Origin of the sequence: Microcoleus sp. PH2017_28_MFU_U_A, from assembly GCF_020738035.1 — a bacterium.
Taxonomy (GTDB): domain Bacteria; phylum Cyanobacteriota; class Cyanobacteriia; order Cyanobacteriales; family Microcoleaceae; genus Microcoleus.
Map to the genome: position 1 here is coordinate 31,871 of NZ_JAEQCX010000077.1, position 17,010 is coordinate 48,880.

The window sequence follows — 17,010 nt, forward strand, 5'->3', positions numbered from 1 at the left end:
TTTTCACGCGAATTAGGTATTAGATACTGATGCTATTGATCACTAAAGAAGGTTTGAGAGCAATATATGGCACTAATCGCTTTTTATTGTTCAGATCTATCTTCTGTTCTGCCACATTCAAATCTTGCTGGAACTGTCTGACTAACTGTTGGATCGGAGTACCTTCAAAAACTTCGTCGAAGGTGGCACGATAGAGTTCTCGGAAAGATTTATCATAATAACCCAAACGATCGTATTTATAAGCTGACAGAGTAAACAAAATTTGCAGTTGTTCGGCAGTTTTTTTGTAGGGCGGAAGCAACTGTAAAATTTTCATTTCCGTAATTACTTCGGGAGTCTCTGACTTGTTAATCGCCGGAATATCGCGGTAGGCAGCCAAAGGCATATTGGCAGCAAAACTCATGTATTGATGCTGGGTATAATTCACAGCAGAATGCTGCGGCCCGCAGGTAAAAATCACTGTTGTGACAATATCAATCAATTGTTCAACATCCTCAATGCGCTGTGGCATTCCTTTGACTTTACCCCCTTTCTCCGATGATAATTCTTGGGCCCAGCGTTGCAGTTCGGTATCATCGGTAAGTTTCTGCTTTGTCGGGTAAAAGTATTTGAGATAGCCGGAGACAAAGGTTTTAATCGCGTTCCACAGCAGCAATCCATCATCTCGGTAAGGGTAGTGAGGTAGTTGAGTTGTGTTGTCCATTCCGCGATTTTTGAGTTCGGTTGGGAAGGCAAATTGATCCAGACTCCAGTTAGTGCAGGCTTCTCTACCTATCTCTATTGTCTCTGGCAAGGTTCCTGCCAGCAACTCATCGACGGGACCTCCAGGGGCGATCAACTGGTTGCGTGCGAGATTGTTGTTGGTCAACATGAAGCGAAAGTGGGGTTTGAGCAATAAGCTGAGGGGATGATTTTCAGCTAACTGTCGCGCTGTGACGATCGCAATTGGTTCCATAACTAGATGGGTTCGACCTAAATGCGAACTCATTTCGTGGTGATTGGCATCTGCTACTTGCACGCAGAGTTTGGCAAATAACCAATTGAGTGGCGGATCAGACGGCGTGTAGACACGGCTGCCCGGTTTGGGGTCTAGTTGGATCGCAATGGGTACCAGTTCACCGCGATCGCGCACTCCAGTCCACCGCCAAGCGAAGAAAGCACGAGGTTTCGGCAAGTATTTCCTGCCCTTTTCGTAGGTGCCTCCCTGAATTCGAGAAGGTGCGCGATAGTTTGGATCTGTACCTGTGTAGTCGGCAATGTAAATACTTTTTTCCCGTAACAGTTTGGGGAGTTCCAATAATGGCTGCTTGCTGTCCAGTTTTGTGATGATTTCTGCCCGAGGATCGGTGGCACTTAAGAGACGAAGTACCATCGGATTTGCCCCAGACAACCGCTGTTCGGCAAAAGAGCGATCGGTTTGGTAAGTCTTGGCAACTTGAGGCAACCGCAGTACGGGAAAGAAGTCTTCATAATCTTGGAGTTCGTCGAGAGGATCTAGAAAAGATCTCGCCCGGACTGCCAACATATTTACAGCAAGTTCAGAGGTTGCTATTATGCGTTCTCCAATATAATCGCTTGAAAAATTCTCATTCGCTGGCACGGTTTTCAATAATGCCAAAGGTGATAAACTGTTATAGTCAAACTGGTAAGCTTGTTGCTCGCGACTTAAGAAATCGCTGCGCTTTTGTTTATTCGCATCGTCTTGGGGAAGGGAAGGTTTCATGATTTTCACCATTTATCAAATTTTACCCTTGTTTTTTAGTAACATATAGGTAAAAATTACCATAAAACGAGGATGGGATGAACTAAGTTTTGTGACGGTCTAAGAGACCTTGATACAATCATAGTTCGCAGATAGGTAATGGCGATCCGGACAGTTTCGACTTATGTTGCTGGTACCAGTCGCCGATTTCCAAGCACGGGGATTTTGGGATGCTCAGTCAAGCTTCATCCCGCACTCAAATCCATAGCTCGAAGGGAAATTTCTCCTAATTTAGAGAATTTCTGCAACAGTAGCTGAGGAATTAATTGATGGCGGAGGTTGCCGAATTACCGATCGATTACCTTAACAAAAATGGTTGGTAGTGCGGACTTCAGTCCGCATTTTAAGAGCGGACTGAAGTCCGCACTACGAACCTTGTTTATTGCGCTACCGGACATGATGTTAATCAGCAATCGCGCATTGTCAAATTTTACAATTTATTCTTCGTTTTCACCCGCATATACAGCTCTTCCATCGCCTCAATAAATGAACCATCTTTATGCCAAAACGGCGGAAAATCTCCCTGCTTTTTCACCACGATCGCACTTACGCCACTTTGCACCCCCACATCAATCGTCTGCGGCAACCGCTTCGCACCGTGCCAAAACTCTCTCAGGCTGACAGTTTGCGCTTCATTGGCGATCGCCTGCGTGTAATAGGAATCCACCGCCACAGGGGCCGCTGCATCCGCCGTCAACTCGGCAGAAAGCGCCAAGCCCAAAGGCGTTTTTCCCAATTCGCGGTGCAGCACTTCCTTAGAAAGTCCGCGTAATTCAAACAGCAAAAATGGATCTTTGTCCAATTCGGCCGCCACCAGATAATAGACTCCGGCAATATGTTTGCAGGGATTGCTATAGTCTGGGCAAGAGCAAGTGGTTTTAAAGTCCTCACGGCTGCTGGGTAACAGGTGCAATCCGAGGGGTGAGAAAGCGTTTTCAATGTTGTCGGGCATTTCGTTGAGCAGCAAGCGGGAAATGAAGCTGGCTTTTGATGCCATTTGGGCGATCGCCAATTTCCACTTTTCCTGACTAATCGGCTCAAACTCAATTTTAGTTTTGTACAGCGGCTCCTTATAAACCCCAAAATAAGGATTAACCGAACCCCTGACTTCTGCCATCACTAAGCCATCATTCATTTTAAAGCTCTTTACCTTACCATTTCGTGCATAGGAACGTCCCCGCCCGAGACGCCCAGAATCGGTAAATCTTTCCAACGCGCTGATAAATTCATTACCCCACCAAGTCCGAGTAAATTGTGACATATTTTTGATTTTATCCTAATCTAAAACTGCATTTTTATTGAGCCTAATTAACTTTTTAAATGCCTCATTATCCAACTCAGTCAGCCACGATTCATCAGCACCAATAATTGAACCTGCCAATTTCTTTTTGTCCTCAATCATTTGGTCAATCTTTTCTTCCAAAGTGCCAATTGCCACAAACTTATGCACAAACACATTTTTTTCCTGTCCAATCCGAAACGCCCGATCCGTCGCCTGATCTTCCACCGCCGGATTCCACCAGCGATCGAAATGAAATACATGATTGGCTTTTGTCAGGGTAATTCCCACACCGCCGGCCTTCAGTGATAGAATAAATACCGAAGGTTCTGATTCTGGATCTTGAAACTCTGAAATCATCCGTTCCCGTTTTTCGCGACTCGTTCCGCCGTGGATGTAATAAGTGTTATAATGTAGCGTGTGTTTGATGTATTTTTCTAACGCGCTTCCCAATTCGGTAAACTGCGTAAACACCAATAAACTTTCGCCTTCGGCTTTGACTTCCTCAATCATCTCGATCAGCCGTTCCAGTTTGTGCGATCGCTCTGGTGTAAACTCACTTTCATCCTGCAAAAACTGGCGGGGATGATTGCAAATTTGCTTCAACTTCAGCAGCGTCGCCAAAATCATCCCCTTGCGCTTCATTCCTTCAGCCGCGTCAATTTCTTGCTCTACCTCTTTCACAATGGCTTCATAAAGCGAAGCTTGCTCGCGGGTGAGATTGCAGTAGAGTTTTTGCTCAACTTTGTCGGGGAGATCCTGAATAATTGACTTATCGGTTTTCAGACGGCGCAGAATAAAAGGTTCTACTAATTTTTTGAGCGCGGCTGATTGCGTGCGACTCCCATGTTTTTGAATCGGTAATTCAAACATTTTCCGAAACTGCGCCTCTTTCCCCAAATATCCGGGATTGAGGAAATTAAAAATTGACCATAAATCTAACAAGCGATTTTCTACAGGTGTTCCAGTCAATGCTAGTCGATGGGTAGCGGGTAACTTTAAAATCGCCTTGGTTTGCGCCGCTTTCGGATTTTTAATATTCTGCGCTTCATCAATTACCAGCCGATGCCACGCTACGCTGCTCAACAGCTTCTCATCTTTGCGCGCCAAGGTAAAGGAAGTAATCAACATATCACAATCTTGGACGGCGGCTTTAAATGCTTTGGCATCTTGCAAACGTTGAGGGCCGTGGTGAATCAGCGATCGCAATTCTGGAGCAAATTTTTCCATTTCCTTCTGCCAGTTGCCGACTACGGAAGTGGGCGCAATTAGCAGCGTGGGTAAAATCTGATTTTCTGTCCCTTTTTTTGTCTTCTTTTCCGTTCCTTGTTCCGTCTCTTTGCTAGTAGATAAAACTTCTCTTTCTTGCAATAATCGAGCAATTACCTGCGCCGATTTACCCAAACCCATATCGTCGGCAAGACAGCCATTTAATCCAAGGCTTTCCAAATAACTCAACCAAGAAACACCGCGCTTTTGATAATCCCGGAGTTTGCCTTGAAACCTTACTGGATCTGTAATTAACTCTAGCCGACTCTTGTCGTGTAGCTTCTCCAACATATCCGATAAAGCCCGATCGCGCTCTACCTCCAAATCTTCACTAGCTTCTCCTTCTGCCGTCAACTTCATAAAGTCAATCAGGCTGACATCTGGATTCTCTTCGCGATGTTTTTGCCAAAAATTCAGCATCTCCTGCATTTTATCTTTGTCCAGTTCCATCCATTGTCCTCGGAACTGTACCAACGGCGTTTTACTATTAACTAACGCCTGCCATTCTTGTTCGCTAACTCGTTCGCCTCCGATCGCCAATTCATACTGATATTCCACCAAGGAATCTGCCGAAAACAATCCCTTGCCCTTGATTGCAGCGCTTTTGCTGCCCTTTCCTTTGACTTGCAGGCGAATCTTTGCCCGTTGTCGTCCCTTCGGCGTCCACCAAGCGGGGACAATGACTTTATATCCGGCATCTTCTAATACCCAAGCGGACTCGCTGAGGAAGGTAAAAGCATCGTCTACGTTGAGGGAAATGTGAGCGGGTTTGTCGGTTTCTAGCCCCTGCCAAAGTAGGGGATAAATCCGCGCAGCGTAGCCGAGATTTGTCAGCAAATGTTGCTCAAAGTTGTCGCCGAATTGTGTTTGCAACTGTTTTTGTTGAGTCGATCGCGATCGCCAATAATCCTGCAACGGCACCCGCAGAGATGGGTCTTTTTTTGCGGCTACCTGAAACTCTAAAACCCAAGGCTGTTCGGGGTTTTCGGGGGATTGTAGTTGAAAGCAGAGGGAGAATGAGTCAGCAGATTGATTGCGCGTAATACGATCGCGCCAGGTTTGCCATTGCCGGTATTGTTCGAGGCTGACTCGCGCGATTTTTCGTGTTTGGTTGAGGCAGATTTGCAGTAAAGAATCCGCAATCTTATTTTCAAACGATGCTGGGATGGGGGTTTGAGTGACAATTTCGGCGATCGCACATTCTGAAAAATTACGCAGCAATGTTTCGCGATCGTAGAACTTTGGTGTATCTTGTAGCTGGATCTTCCGAAAACCGGACGCGCAAACTAAAGGCATCCATTCAACATAGCGTTGTAACTCTGTTTCGTACTGCGCTGAAACAATTTCCCATCCCGGATAAATCTCAAAGCTGGGTGCAATTTTGGCAGGTGTTTTTGGAGCTTTTGCAGTCTTTGCGGTTGTTTTTGTTTCACCCGCTTTCTTGCGCCCGCGCGTGGCTTTCTCAGCGGGTTCCGATGTTTCGATGGGTGCGATCGCGATCGGAGCAGTTTCTCGGTAGCGCAACGCTGGAATATAATGATCTTTCAGAACAATTTGCTTAAAAAATTGGGTGTAGTGATACCAAAACAGCAAATCTGAACCAAACTGAACTTCTGCTAAATCGTAGAGGGCAAAAAAATGCAAATCGTTCAATACTTTAGTCAAAGTGTGGGTGGCGATGGACACACAATCGACTTCCCAATACTCCAACTCAAATGTTTCGGGTAATTCTGTCTCTAAATATCGCGCTAACTCTAAAGATGGTAACGGCTGGTTATTGGCAGTGGGGAGTAAAAAGTAGCGAGGGGCGATCGCATATTCTAGTCCCATCCCACTTGTATTGCTGACTGGTGGCAGTTGAATCCCGGCTTCTTTCGTTAGAAACTCTGTTAACTCTGCCGTCTCCAATTGTCGGGGATGAACCTTAGCAGGCTGTTTTTTTATTTCAGTGGTTTCAACCCAAATATAAAACGTTCCAGCTTGAACAAAACTCTCTTCTGTTTGAGGAATCCAAGTGCCGTGGAGGATTTTCATAGGTTATACCAAACGCAACCTTTGGCAGCCTATCATATCATGAATTAGAAAATATAGGACTTTAACCTGCGGAGGCACGTGAGTGCTTGTATAGACGCGGTTTCAACCGCCGAGGCTTCTTTAACCTGCGGAGGCACGTGAGTGCTTGTATAGACGCGGTTTCAACCGCCGAGTCTTCTTACAAATCTAGAAAATATCAGTTAAATCCAACACAAAACCTGGCAGCACATCTTCGCCGGAGACAGTTCGAGGTGCATCTAAAATTTCTACTTCTTTACCTTGACGGGAGATTTCTACTTGCCGATTTTTGCGATCGAGCAACCAGCCCAAACGAGCTCCATTTTTCATGTACAATCTCATTTTAGCTCGCAATTTTTCTAGGGAATCGGTAGTCGATCGCAATTCCACCACAAAATCGGGACAAATCGGTGCAAATTTCTCTTTTTCTTCGGAAGTTAAAGCATCCCATCTGTCGCGCCGAATCCAAGCAGCATCGGGAGAAATATCAGTACCATCTGGCAGTTTAAATCCGCTAGAAGAATCAAACGCAATTCCCAAATGTTTATTTTGACGGCTCCAAGATTGAAGTTGATAGGATAAGTCAATGTTGCGATTACCAGTCTCGCTACCAGTAGGCGACATAATAATTAATCCTCCACTAGAAGTACGCTCAAATCTCAAATCTCGGTTTTCTTGACACAAATTAAAAAATTGTTCGTCAGTTAGATCAATTGTTAATTCCAGGGGAGAAGATAAAGCGATCGTTGGGATTTCCATCGGTTTCTCCAAATATCAAGTAAGGTCAAATATTCTGGTAACACAACTTGAATCCAAGTCAATATTAGATTTTTACCTAGGGTGCATCTGGGTTTTGAAGAGGGCGAAGCATGACCGCATATAAGTTATTAGTTATAATCTCCTATTTTCTGCGGTCATGCTTCGCCCCTACACACATATTTGCTTGCACAAGCCGCTGCACCGGTTGCCATAATACTAACTTGGAAGTTTTAACCGCAGATGAACGCAGATGAACGCAGATGACAATTAACTTTCTGTATAACCTTGCATATTTTCCGGTTCAAACTGCTGCAAAACATTAGCAGCTTTCTCGGTTAAAGCGTCAGTACCTTTAACTGCAATCAAAAATTTGCCCGCATTCAAACGGTTGCGATAGGGCAAAGCATCGCCGCTACCAAAAGCCATTCCTCCCGCACCGCCGACAAAAACGCTGCCCATTCCGGCCGCGATCGCACCTAGCACTCCGCCGATCGCGTGATCGCCAATTTCGCCCGCCCATGCAAAAGTCTTCAACTCTGTCATCAAGCTGAAAGTAACGCCGGCAATAAAGCCAAACGGTATCAGCCAAACAGCCATGAGTTTAGCTTGTTTCTTTGCTTGCTGGTTGGGATCGATTAAGCCAAATTCATCAGCAGTTTTGTAGCCCCGTCCCAAAATGCTGACTTGCTTCATGGGTAAGCCTTCTTTTTCGAGGGCGCAATAGGCAGCTTCGGCTTGCATTCGATCGGGCAGTACGGCGATAAGATAATTCATTTGACAATAATTCCTGATAGTTAGGCTTCAATACCCGGAATTTATTATAGCCTGAAAAGACTTGCTAGCTAAGCAATTGGGCGTTTTTAAGACGATCGCCCAGGACGATCGCCCGCAAAGGTAAAATATTTCACGCAAAAATGACCGACCTTGACCGAATACGGATACAATTCAAACTGCACAAAGGCAAGCTTGAGCTGAGCTGTTAGATTCTGCTCTAAGTCATAAGTCTCAACTTTGAGCTCGCCAACAGGGCTATTTTTACTATTGCACTCAATTGCTTGCTATGCCTAAAGTTCTAGTATCCGATCCGATCGACCAAGCCGGAATTGACATCCTCTCCCAAGTCGCACAAGTTGACGTAAACACAGGACTCTCAGCCGAAGAGCTCGTGCGAATTATTCCAGATTACGATGCTTTAATGATCCGTTCTGGCACCCAAGTTACCAAAGAAATCATTGAAGCCGGAAATCTACTAAAAATCATCGGTAGAGCGGGCGTTGGCGTAGATAATGTCGATGTACCCGCCGCTACCCGCAAAGGAATTGTAGTCGTCAACTCCCCCGAAGGCAACACGATCGCAGCAGCCGAACACGCGATCGCCATGATGCTCTCGATGTCCCGCCACATCCCCGAAGCCAACGCCTCTGTAAAAAGCGGTAAATGGGAGCGCAACCGCTTTATCGGCGTAGAAGTTTACAAAAAAACCCTCGGTATCGTCGGTTTGGGCAAAATCGGCTCCCACCTCGCCACCGCAGCCAAAGCAATGGGCATGAAACTGCTCGCTTACGATCCCTTCATCTCTACTGAAAGAGCCGAACAGTTGGGCTGCCGCTTGGTAGAGCTCGAACTGTTGATGCGCGAATCCGACTACATCACCCTGCACATCCCCAAAACGCCGGAAACTCTGCACTTAATTAACGCTGATGTGCTGTCAAAGATGAAGCCCACGGCCAGGATCATTAATTGCGCTAGAGGTGGCATCATCGACGAAGCAGCCCTGGCAGAAGCTATCAAATCAGGCCAGATCGCCGGTGCAGCGATCGATGTTTACGAACATGAGCCGCTGGAAGCTGATTCTCCGTTGCGGAATGTCGGCCAAAACATCGTGCTGACGCCTCACTTGGGAGCTTCTACGGCTGAAGCTCAGGTGAATGTGGCGATCGACGTTGCCGAACAAATTCGTGATGTGCTGTTGGGACTGCCGGCGCGATCGGCTGTTAACATCCCAGGAATTTACCCAGACTCGATCGAAAAACTCAAACCCTACCTGCAACTCGCCGAAACCCTCGGCAACCTCGTCAGCCAGCTAGCCGGAGGCCGAGTCGATTACCTCAACGTCCAACTCCAAGGCGAATTGGCCAGCAACCAAAGCCAGCCCGTAGTCGTCGCCTCCCTCAAAGGCCTGCTCTCCCAAGCCCTGCGAGAGCGCGTTAACTACGTCAACGCCAGCATTGAAGCCAAAGAACGCGGAATTCGCGTCGTGGAAACCAGAGACGCCTCAATTCGCGACTACACAGGCTCTCTACGCCTCTGTGCTAAGGGAACTCTCGGCGAACACACAGTCACGGGTGCAGTCCTCGGCGAAAGCGAAATTCGGATTACCAGCGTTGACGATTTCCCAGTCAACGTTTGCCCGACGCACCATATGCTGTTTACCTTGCACCGCGATATGCCGGGGATTATTGGAAAAATTGGTTCCCAATTGGGCAGTTTTAATGTCAATATTGCCAGTATGCAAGTAGGCCGTAAAATCGTGCGAGGCGATGCAGTGATGGTTTTGAGCCTTGATGACCCTCTACCAGAGGGTATATTGGCTGAAATTATGAAAGTTCCTGGGATTCGGGATGCTTACACGGTGAATCTTTAAAGGATTTTAGATTTTTCAGGTTCCCCAATCTAAAATCTAAAATCGTTAAACGGTAACTCTTTGAAAGATTTTGGAGTTTAGGTTCCCACAATCTAAAATCTAAAATCGTTAAACGGTAACTATTTGAAGGATTTTAGATTTTAGGTTCCCACAATCTAAAATCTAAAATCTAAAATCTAAAATCGTTAGACGCTAACTCTTTGAAGGATTTGGGGGGTTTAGATTTTGGATGCAAGGACTGAATAATTGGTAATAAGTGATTGGTCATTGTTAATTGGCAAAAAAGTTGGAATTTTTCTATTAGTCAATCGTCATTTCTCACTCTTCAGTTCCCAGTATCCAGTTCCTGACGGGCGAATCTAAAATCTAAAATCTAAAATCTAAAATAGTCATGGCACATAGCTGGTGGGAAATTAGAATTCTTTGCGATCCGGCGCTGGAAGATATCATCTTTTGGCGCCTGGAACGGTTTAACTGTCGGGGAACTGCCACTCAGATTAAAAGCAATTCCTGCCTGATGTCGGCTTATTTGCCCGAGGAACAAGCGGGATTGTTGGATTTGGCGGCCCTGTCTTTGTGGCTGCGCCAAGATGCTTTGTGTGCGGGTTTGCCCTTGCCTGCGATGCAGTGGGATTTGATAGAAGATGAAGACTGGGGGAGCACTTGGAAGCAGCAGTGGCAGCCTCAAGAAGTGGGCGATCGCTTTTTAATTAATCCGGCTTGGCTTCCCCCACCGACTGATACCGATCGCGTAATCTTGCGTTTAGATCCCGGTGTTGCTTTCGGTACGGGTGCTCACGCTACGACTCAACTCTGTCTGGAGTCGCTGGAAATGCGCCTCGGTTTTGACGACAAAGAATGTGTAGTTGCTGATATCGGCTGCGGATCGGGTATTTTGTCGATCGGCGCGGTGTTGCTGGGCGCCACAAAAGTTTATGCTCTGGATACAGATCCTTTGGCAGTGCGATCGACCATCAGCAACCGACAACTCAACCGCGTTAACCCGCAGCAGTTGGTGGCAGAACTCGGAAGTATCGATCGGCTGATCGAAATGACGGGCGGCCCGATCGACGGTTTGATGTGCAATATTTTAGCCGAAGTAATCATTGATTTAATCCCGCAGTTCACCGCCATTAGCAAGCCCACAACTTGGGCAGTTCTCAGCGGCATTTTACTCGAACAAGCCAAACCAATTGCAGACACTCTCGAACAACACGGTTGGATTGTCGCTACTCTGTGGAAGCGCGAAGATTGGTGCTGTTTTAATATTCGGCGCAGTTAACAATTAGAAATTGGGAAATTGTTAAAGATCGAGATATCGCTTGAATCGATCTGAAATGTCTTTTTCTATTTTAATGTAAGTGAAATATGAGGAAGCGACCTGCACGCGATCGCTCCCCCTTAGTATTACTTGCGATCGCGCAAGTGCAGGCTTGTTAGTTTGCTTGTGTCTGTTTCACTCTGCTCATCTTTCTGTAACGCTGCCAGGATTTGAAAGCAAAACCGGAGCAGAAAGAGCAAAAATCCTGCATGGGGATTGAGCCAAGTAGCAATGCCTACCATAGCAAACTCGATTACCTTAAGCCATTTCTTTTTGTTGTTGCCAGACATCGCTTAGACCTCTTGTGAATTGCATAAACCCACTGTCCCAAGAGGATTTGAGAGATTTCATCCAAACATTAGGCTGACTTTGGCTGACTTTGACTGACTTGTCTCCAAGAATCGCAAAGTAGTGGCTAGAATAGCTGTAAAGCTTTAATTTCAATCAATGCAGTCATTCCCGCGTGAGTTTCTTGCCAAACTAGCTAAGAAGTATGACCTCTCTCCTGAACAAGAGGAAGCTTTCGTTGCACGTTTTAGTGGCAAGGAAAGTAATTTAGAGATTGCAGAAACTATGTTTATCTCGGAATCCGCATTTGGAACCCGGATGAACGGAGTGTATAGAAAGTTCAGCATAGGTGGTAAAGGACCGGGTAAACTCCGAAAACTGCACGATTTCCTACTGAATGAATATCAGAAATCAAACTTTTCTGAAACTTTATGTTTCAGCAACAATGTAAGTGGGATTGATGAGTTGGTGGAAGAGATGCGCCAGCGCATTCGTCCAATCATTCAAGAACGTTGTGGCACGATGCGCGTGTTAGACATGAACCAACCAATCGGACTTAACGACATTTATACCCACGTCAACATTCTAGAAAAAATTACTGGACGCAAACGACTACAGCTTTCTCAACTACCACAACAAGTTTCACCACAAGAGTTCGATCGCTTTAGCCTTGGATCTGTTAAAGAGCAGCGTGTTCCGGGATTAAAAGCTATTGAAAAACACAACAAACTGATGATCCTTGGAAAACCAGGTGCAGGAAAAACTACTTTCCTCAAGCATTTGGCAATTCAATGTATTGGCAGCGTACTCCAAGTTCATCGCGTTCCTATTTTCATCACTCTCAAAGATTTTGCTGAAGCTGATGGACAACCAGACTTGATATCATACATTAATTCATTAATTTCGTCTCCCGCAGAAATCAAAAATTTTTCATCCTTACAAACTCCAACACCCACTCAACAAATCTTAGAAAACGGACGCACTCTAATCTTCCTGGATGGATTAGATGAAGTGCGCGAAACTGATGCTAAGCGAGTCCTGCGCCAAATTCAGCAATTCGCCGATAACTACTCCCGCAATGCCTTTGTTATCACCTGCCGCATCGCTGCTCGCGAATACACTTTCCAACAGTTTACAGAAGTTGAAGTTGCCGATTTTGATGATGTTCAGATTGCCGACTTCTCCAAAAAATGGTTTCACTGCAAACAGGATGCAGTCAAAGCAGATCGCTTTATCCAAAAACTGATAGAAAACTCACCTATCTACGAACTGGCAAGCAATCCATTGCTGCTTACTCTGCTTTGCTTAGTGTTTGAAGATTCTGGTGATTTTCCCGCCAACCGTGCCGAACTCTATCAAAACGGGGTAGATGTGTTGCTAAAAAAATGGGACATCAAACGCAATATCGATCGCGATGAAGTCTACAAAAAGTTGTCCCTGAAACGCAAAGAAGACTTACTCAGCCAGATTGCCTATCGTACTTTTGAAGCTGGAAATTACTTCTTCAAGCAAAAAGGTATTGAGCTTCAAATCCGCGAATTCATTGAAAACCTACCCGGAGCTAGCACTGATGAGCAAACCCTCGATCTAGACAGTGAAGTTGTCCTAAAATCTATTGAGGCACAGCATGGCTTATTTGTGGAACGCGCCCGTAGCATCTATTCCTTCTCGCACCTAACGTTCCATGAATACTTTACTGCAAAATATATTGTTGCTCAATGCAATTTTTCATCAATAGACGATCCAATACTGAATAAATTAGTAGAACGTTTGACAGAAGTTCGCTGGCGTGAAGTTTTTTTGTTAACTATTGAAATGCTTGCAGAATCAACTACATTTCTGTTGTTGATGAAGAGAAAAGTCGATTCTATAATGTCTGTCGATATTGCCTTGCAAAACTTTCTGTATTGGGTATATTTAAAATCTTTAAAAATCAACGATGATTTTTATCAGCCTGTTGCTCTCAGAGTTTTTTACTTTAGTCTTGAATGTGTTTACGGATTGCATATTTTTTATGAAGATGAACCTATAGATTTAATGGATAAATTTAGAATTTCGCGTGATGGAATGGAAGGTATTTTTAGTTTAGACTTCGATGTAGCATTATATCGACTATTTAGTTTTAGTAACTGCTGTTGGTTCTCACCGAAAAATGCGCTCGCCGATCTTGTAAATGATATAGTTCAGCACTACCAGCTCAGCTATTCATTAAAAAATGACATGGAAGCACTTATAAAATATCTGCCTGATTTCCCAGATCCTAAAAAAAACGAACAAAAATTTCAGAAAATTTGGACAAGTGTACAATCGACTTGGACTGAGCAGCTAAGAAAAATAATGATTAAATATCGTGGATTAGGTTGTGATTGGCAGTTCAGCGAACAGCAGATTGAAATGATTAAAGAATACTATGATGCTAATAATTTTTTACTAGATTGCCTCAATAGCGATTGCTACGTTAGCCGTAGTGTGCGAGAAGAAATTGAGGAGAATTTATTGTTGCCGATCGCAGAAATTGAAAAACGCAAACGCGAAGAATCAGAATAGATCGATCGCTCCTGGTATTGGTTTGCGATCGATTATTCAGCAAGCCCTAACTAGACATTCCAGATCGCCTCTTTCTGGATTTGATATCGCGTTCGATCGAGTGCAATAACGGTTTGTATTAGATCGACTTCATAAAATAGCACTATAAATCTCTAGCGCTTCTCACGCTTGATGAGGTACAGCAGAACCTTTGAATTTCAGGATATAATTCCACACTACAGAAAACTAATTTTAATTATAGACCGCACGTAAAACAACACATATCCAATTAAATAAAAACAATTAACTAAAATCAACAATCCCTTGCCAACATAAGAGTTAATCAAACCAAAAACATGATAGGATGACAGCAACACTAGCAACATTTCAACAAAAGAAACGATCGAGCCGTAGTGATTTCTATCCCAATAAGAAAGCGGGCTGATAAAACGGTAATTACTGAACGGGAAAAAGTGTCGGTGAGCGTCGTCATTATGCACTGGCAAATCTCCCAAAGAGTGCAGAATCATGCTCAGAAACAAAATTTGCACGCTTTGCCAGCCAAAATAATAAGCAATTACCCAGCCGATCGCAGCTAGGGGGATAGAATGAAACAAAGCCACAATATTCTGGACAACAGGCTCGTAATATGCTTTTGACCAAATTGTAGCTTCCGGCAAGCGAGCAATGTACTTCGCCCAAAAGTAAAATAAAAATATCGGGATATCGGGTAAGATTCCGCCGATCGCAATAATCAGATTAAATTGCGGCTGTTGCGGTTTACCCAGAATAGCTAGATTGATAATCGCGTGACTGGGAGTTTTCATAGGTAGGGTGCGTCAGCTACGACAATTTTGTTGATAATGTATCAGATATTGGCTGACGCACCAAGCCTGTGAGATAATCGGCGGTGGTTACAAATGAGGTTGCAGTCGATCGATCAACTGCGCCGGTTGCAATACTCCCTCAATGCGATCGACCTCAACACCATTTTTGAACAGCACCAAAGTCGGCAAAGCATAAATGTGAAACTGCGACGCCAACTGCTCGTACTTATCCGTATCAATCTTAACAACCATGAGCTTATCTTTCGTCTGACCGCTCACCTGCTCCAAAATCGGCACCATCATCTGACAAGGCCCGCACCAAGTAGCATAAAAATCTACCAGTACAGGCAAATCAGAGCTCGATAGTAACTCTTCAAAACTGTTGAACTGTTTTTGAACTGCCATCTTAAAAATGTGGTAAAGGGACGCCCATTATACCCGAAGGCTTAACGAGTAGGGAATTGTGACAACTGAACTCAATAAGTCAGTATAAATTTTTTTGGTTCTGGATCGATTTTAAGGCAGAATTCTGTGAGCATAGATTTTGAGGACAGAATTATGGAATTATTGCCAGAGACATATCAGCGATTGCAGGGACAAGTTGCCGTTGTCACCGGTGCGTCGCGGGGAATTGGGCGGGCTTGCGCTTTAGCATTCGCAGCAGAAGGCGCTAAAGTCGCCGTGAACTATGCCAGTTCAAGCGCTGCGGCTGATGAGGCGGTAGCAGAAATTATTGCAGCGGGCGGAGAAGCTGTGGCCCTTGCAGCAGATGTCTCCAAAACTGACCAAGTGGATGCACTCATCAGTAATGTCATGGAAAAATGGGGACGAATTGACATTTTGGTGAACAATGCCGGCATCACCCGCGATACTTTGCTGCTGCGGATGAAGCTAGAAGATTGGCAAGCAGTGATTGATTTGAATCTCACCGGCGTATTTTTGTGTACAAAAGCTGTCAGCAAAATCATGTTGAAACAGCGCAGCGGCCGAATTATTAATATTGCTTCGGTTGCCGGCCAAATGGGAAATCCCGGACAAGCTAATTACAGTGCGGCGAAAGCTGGAGTCATTGGATTTACTAAAACTGTGGCGAAAGAATTGGCAAGTCGCGCGATTACTGTGAATGCAGTTGCACCGGGTTTTATCACCACAGATATGACAAAGGATGTCAAATCTGACGAGATTTTAAAGTACATTCCGCTGGGAAGATACGGCGAAGTTGAGGAAGTTGCGGGGATGGTGAAGTTTTTGGCGGCGGATGCGGCGGCGGCTTATATTACCGGGCAAGTTTTTAATGTCGATGGCGGCATGGTGATGGCTTAGATTTGGGAATTTTTAACCGCAGATGCACGCGGATGAGCGCGGATGTCTGCGGTTATGAATTTATTTCAAATCTCTGTAGGTTGCTTGTCGGTGCACCTTCCCCGATTCGACAACCTTCTTACTTTGACAAAACTCTTCAAATAGTTCAAAAAAACTATTTAAAGCATCTTTCTCATCCTGAGAAAAAAAGAGAATTATATTCGCCCATGATTGAGATGAATCAATATTGAATTTTTTCTGTATCCATTCTTGAAAGCCATCTAGAGCGTTTTCTTCTTTTAGAGGTACGCCAAGCTGATACTGTGCCACATTGTATCCCGACAAGAAAGCCTGAAGACAACTAATTGACACCTTGCCCAAATAGACTGAAGGTTTATTCTTGATTTTTTTGAGAAGCTCGGAGAGATTATCCATACAAACTATCCCGTTGAATACTTGAGTCTAACAATACTTATATTCTCAACTCTATCTAATATTATTTATAAAAACTCTTGCTACACGACAATTGTTGCGCGGAGTGAGACACTTTAGTCTCATGTGTAAGGTGCGGATCTGTAAAATTGTCGCTTTTTCGGGTGCATCTGGTTTTTGAAGAGGGCGAAGCATGACCGCATATAAGTTATTAGTTATAATCTTATATTCACTGCGGTCATGCTTGGGAGCATCCCGGTTTTGAAAAAGCCTCAAATAGCCAAGAGATCGTTGAGGTAAGCACAACGAAGTTTTAGCATCTTGTTATGACATTTTTTTCAACCATTGAGCTCCCGAAATTTTCAACCTTCTATCTATTTGTTTGACAGCCGATTCCACCGCTCCCGAGCCTATGGAACAAATCTTGTCTGATGATAATTGCTCATAATTCAATACGGTTTACTTAAGGTCGAACAAGTGGTACACTAAGTATGATGTATAAAAAAGTAAATCAAGTATAGTGCCGTACAAAAAATTATTATTAGAATC

General features: G+C 44.5%; 13 protein-coding genes and 1 pseudogene. 4 read left to right on the top strand and 10 right to left on the bottom strand.

The window, feature by feature from the left end; all coding sequences use genetic code 11:
• Positions 1 to 19 precede the first annotated feature (19 nt).
• The 5 genes from JGK14_RS19620 to JGK14_RS19640 form a co-directional block, all read right to left on the bottom strand.
• On the bottom strand, positions 20 to 1,723 hold the full coding sequence (locus tag JGK14_RS19620; RefSeq protein WP_325315400.1) for a lipoxygenase family protein: 1,704 nt from the start codon (positions 1,721 to 1,723) through the stop codon (positions 20 to 22).
• Positions 1,724 to 2,192: 469 nt separating this feature from the next.
• Positions 2,193 to 3,023 carry an SWIM zinc finger family protein gene (locus JGK14_RS19625; RefSeq protein ID WP_325315401.1) on the bottom strand — a complete coding sequence of 277 codons (831 nt, stop codon included), beginning with the start codon at positions 3,021 to 3,023 and terminating at the stop codon, positions 2,193 to 2,195.
• A gap of 15 nt (positions 3,024 to 3,038) precedes the next feature.
• Positions 3,039 to 6,344 carry a DEAD/DEAH box helicase gene (locus JGK14_RS19630; protein WP_325315402.1) on the bottom strand — a complete coding sequence of 1,102 codons (3,306 nt, stop codon included), beginning with the start codon at positions 6,342 to 6,344 and terminating at the stop codon, positions 3,039 to 3,041.
• Positions 6,345 to 6,530: 186 nt separating this feature from the next.
• On the bottom strand, positions 6,531 to 7,121 hold the full coding sequence (locus JGK14_RS19635; protein ID WP_325315403.1) for a Uma2 family endonuclease: 591 nt from the start codon (positions 7,119 to 7,121) through the stop codon (positions 6,531 to 6,533).
• A gap of 267 nt (positions 7,122 to 7,388) precedes the next feature.
• Entirely contained in the window at positions 7,389 to 7,895 is a 507-nt protein-coding gene (locus JGK14_RS19640; RefSeq protein ID WP_293212816.1) for a hypothetical protein, read from the bottom strand.
• A 286-nt stretch (positions 7,896 to 8,181) separates the two neighbouring features.
• On the opposite strand from JGK14_RS19640, the gene serA reads away from it, so the two are divergent.
• The gene (serA, locus tag JGK14_RS19645; protein WP_293186380.1) at positions 8,182 to 9,765 is read left to right on the top strand and encodes a phosphoglycerate dehydrogenase; all 1,584 of its coding nucleotides are present in this window, start codon (positions 8,182 to 8,184) and stop codon (positions 9,763 to 9,765) included.
• A gap of 391 nt (positions 9,766 to 10,156) precedes the next feature.
• Positions 10,157 to 11,047, top strand: a complete 891-nt coding sequence (gene prmA / locus JGK14_RS19650; RefSeq protein WP_293186381.1) for a 50S ribosomal protein L11 methyltransferase — start codon at positions 10,157 to 10,159, stop codon at positions 11,045 to 11,047.
• Between the two features lie 125 nt (positions 11,048 to 11,172).
• On the opposite strand, the gene JGK14_RS19655 is transcribed toward prmA, so the two are convergent.
• A complete protein-coding gene (locus tag JGK14_RS19655) occupies positions 11,173 to 11,376 on the bottom strand; it encodes a hypothetical protein (protein ID WP_293193830.1) in 204 nt (67 codons plus the stop codon).
• 157 nt (positions 11,377 to 11,533) lie between these two features.
• Between JGK14_RS19655 and JGK14_RS19660 the strand changes: the two genes are divergently transcribed.
• On the top strand, positions 11,534 to 13,921 hold the full coding sequence (locus JGK14_RS19660) for an NACHT domain-containing protein (protein WP_293186383.1): 2,388 nt from the start codon (positions 11,534 to 11,536) through the stop codon (positions 13,919 to 13,921).
• 215 nt (positions 13,922 to 14,136) lie between these two features.
• Here JGK14_RS19660 and JGK14_RS19665 read toward each other — a convergent pair whose 3' ends face one another.
• Both JGK14_RS19665 and trxA read right to left on the bottom strand, forming a co-directional pair.
• A complete protein-coding gene (locus JGK14_RS19665; protein ID WP_293186384.1) occupies positions 14,137 to 14,727 on the bottom strand; it encodes a hypothetical protein in 591 nt (196 codons plus the stop codon).
• An 87-nt stretch (positions 14,728 to 14,814) separates the two neighbouring features.
• Positions 14,815 to 15,132, bottom strand: a complete 318-nt coding sequence (trxA, locus tag JGK14_RS19670) for a thioredoxin (protein WP_293148879.1) — start codon at positions 15,130 to 15,132, stop codon at positions 14,815 to 14,817.
• A 153-nt stretch (positions 15,133 to 15,285) separates the two neighbouring features.
• Here trxA and fabG point away from each other — a divergent pair, with 153 nt between their 5' ends.
• On the top strand, positions 15,286 to 16,050 hold the full coding sequence (gene fabG / locus JGK14_RS19675; RefSeq protein ID WP_293186385.1) for a 3-oxoacyl-[acyl-carrier-protein] reductase: 765 nt from the start codon (positions 15,286 to 15,288) through the stop codon (positions 16,048 to 16,050).
• A gap of 60 nt (positions 16,051 to 16,110) precedes the next feature.
• Here fabG and JGK14_RS19680 read toward each other — a convergent pair whose 3' ends face one another.
• Together JGK14_RS19680 and JGK14_RS19685 are read right to left on the bottom strand one after the other, a co-directional pair.
• Entirely contained in the window at positions 16,111 to 16,464 is a 354-nt protein-coding gene (locus tag JGK14_RS19680; protein ID WP_293203582.1) for a hypothetical protein, read from the bottom strand.
• Positions 16,465 to 16,733: 269 nt separating this feature from the next.
• Positions 16,734 to 16,917 (bottom strand): annotated as a pseudogene (locus JGK14_RS19685) (ISKra4 family transposase); the annotation flags it as partial.
• Positions 16,918 to 17,010: the final 93 nt, after the last annotated feature.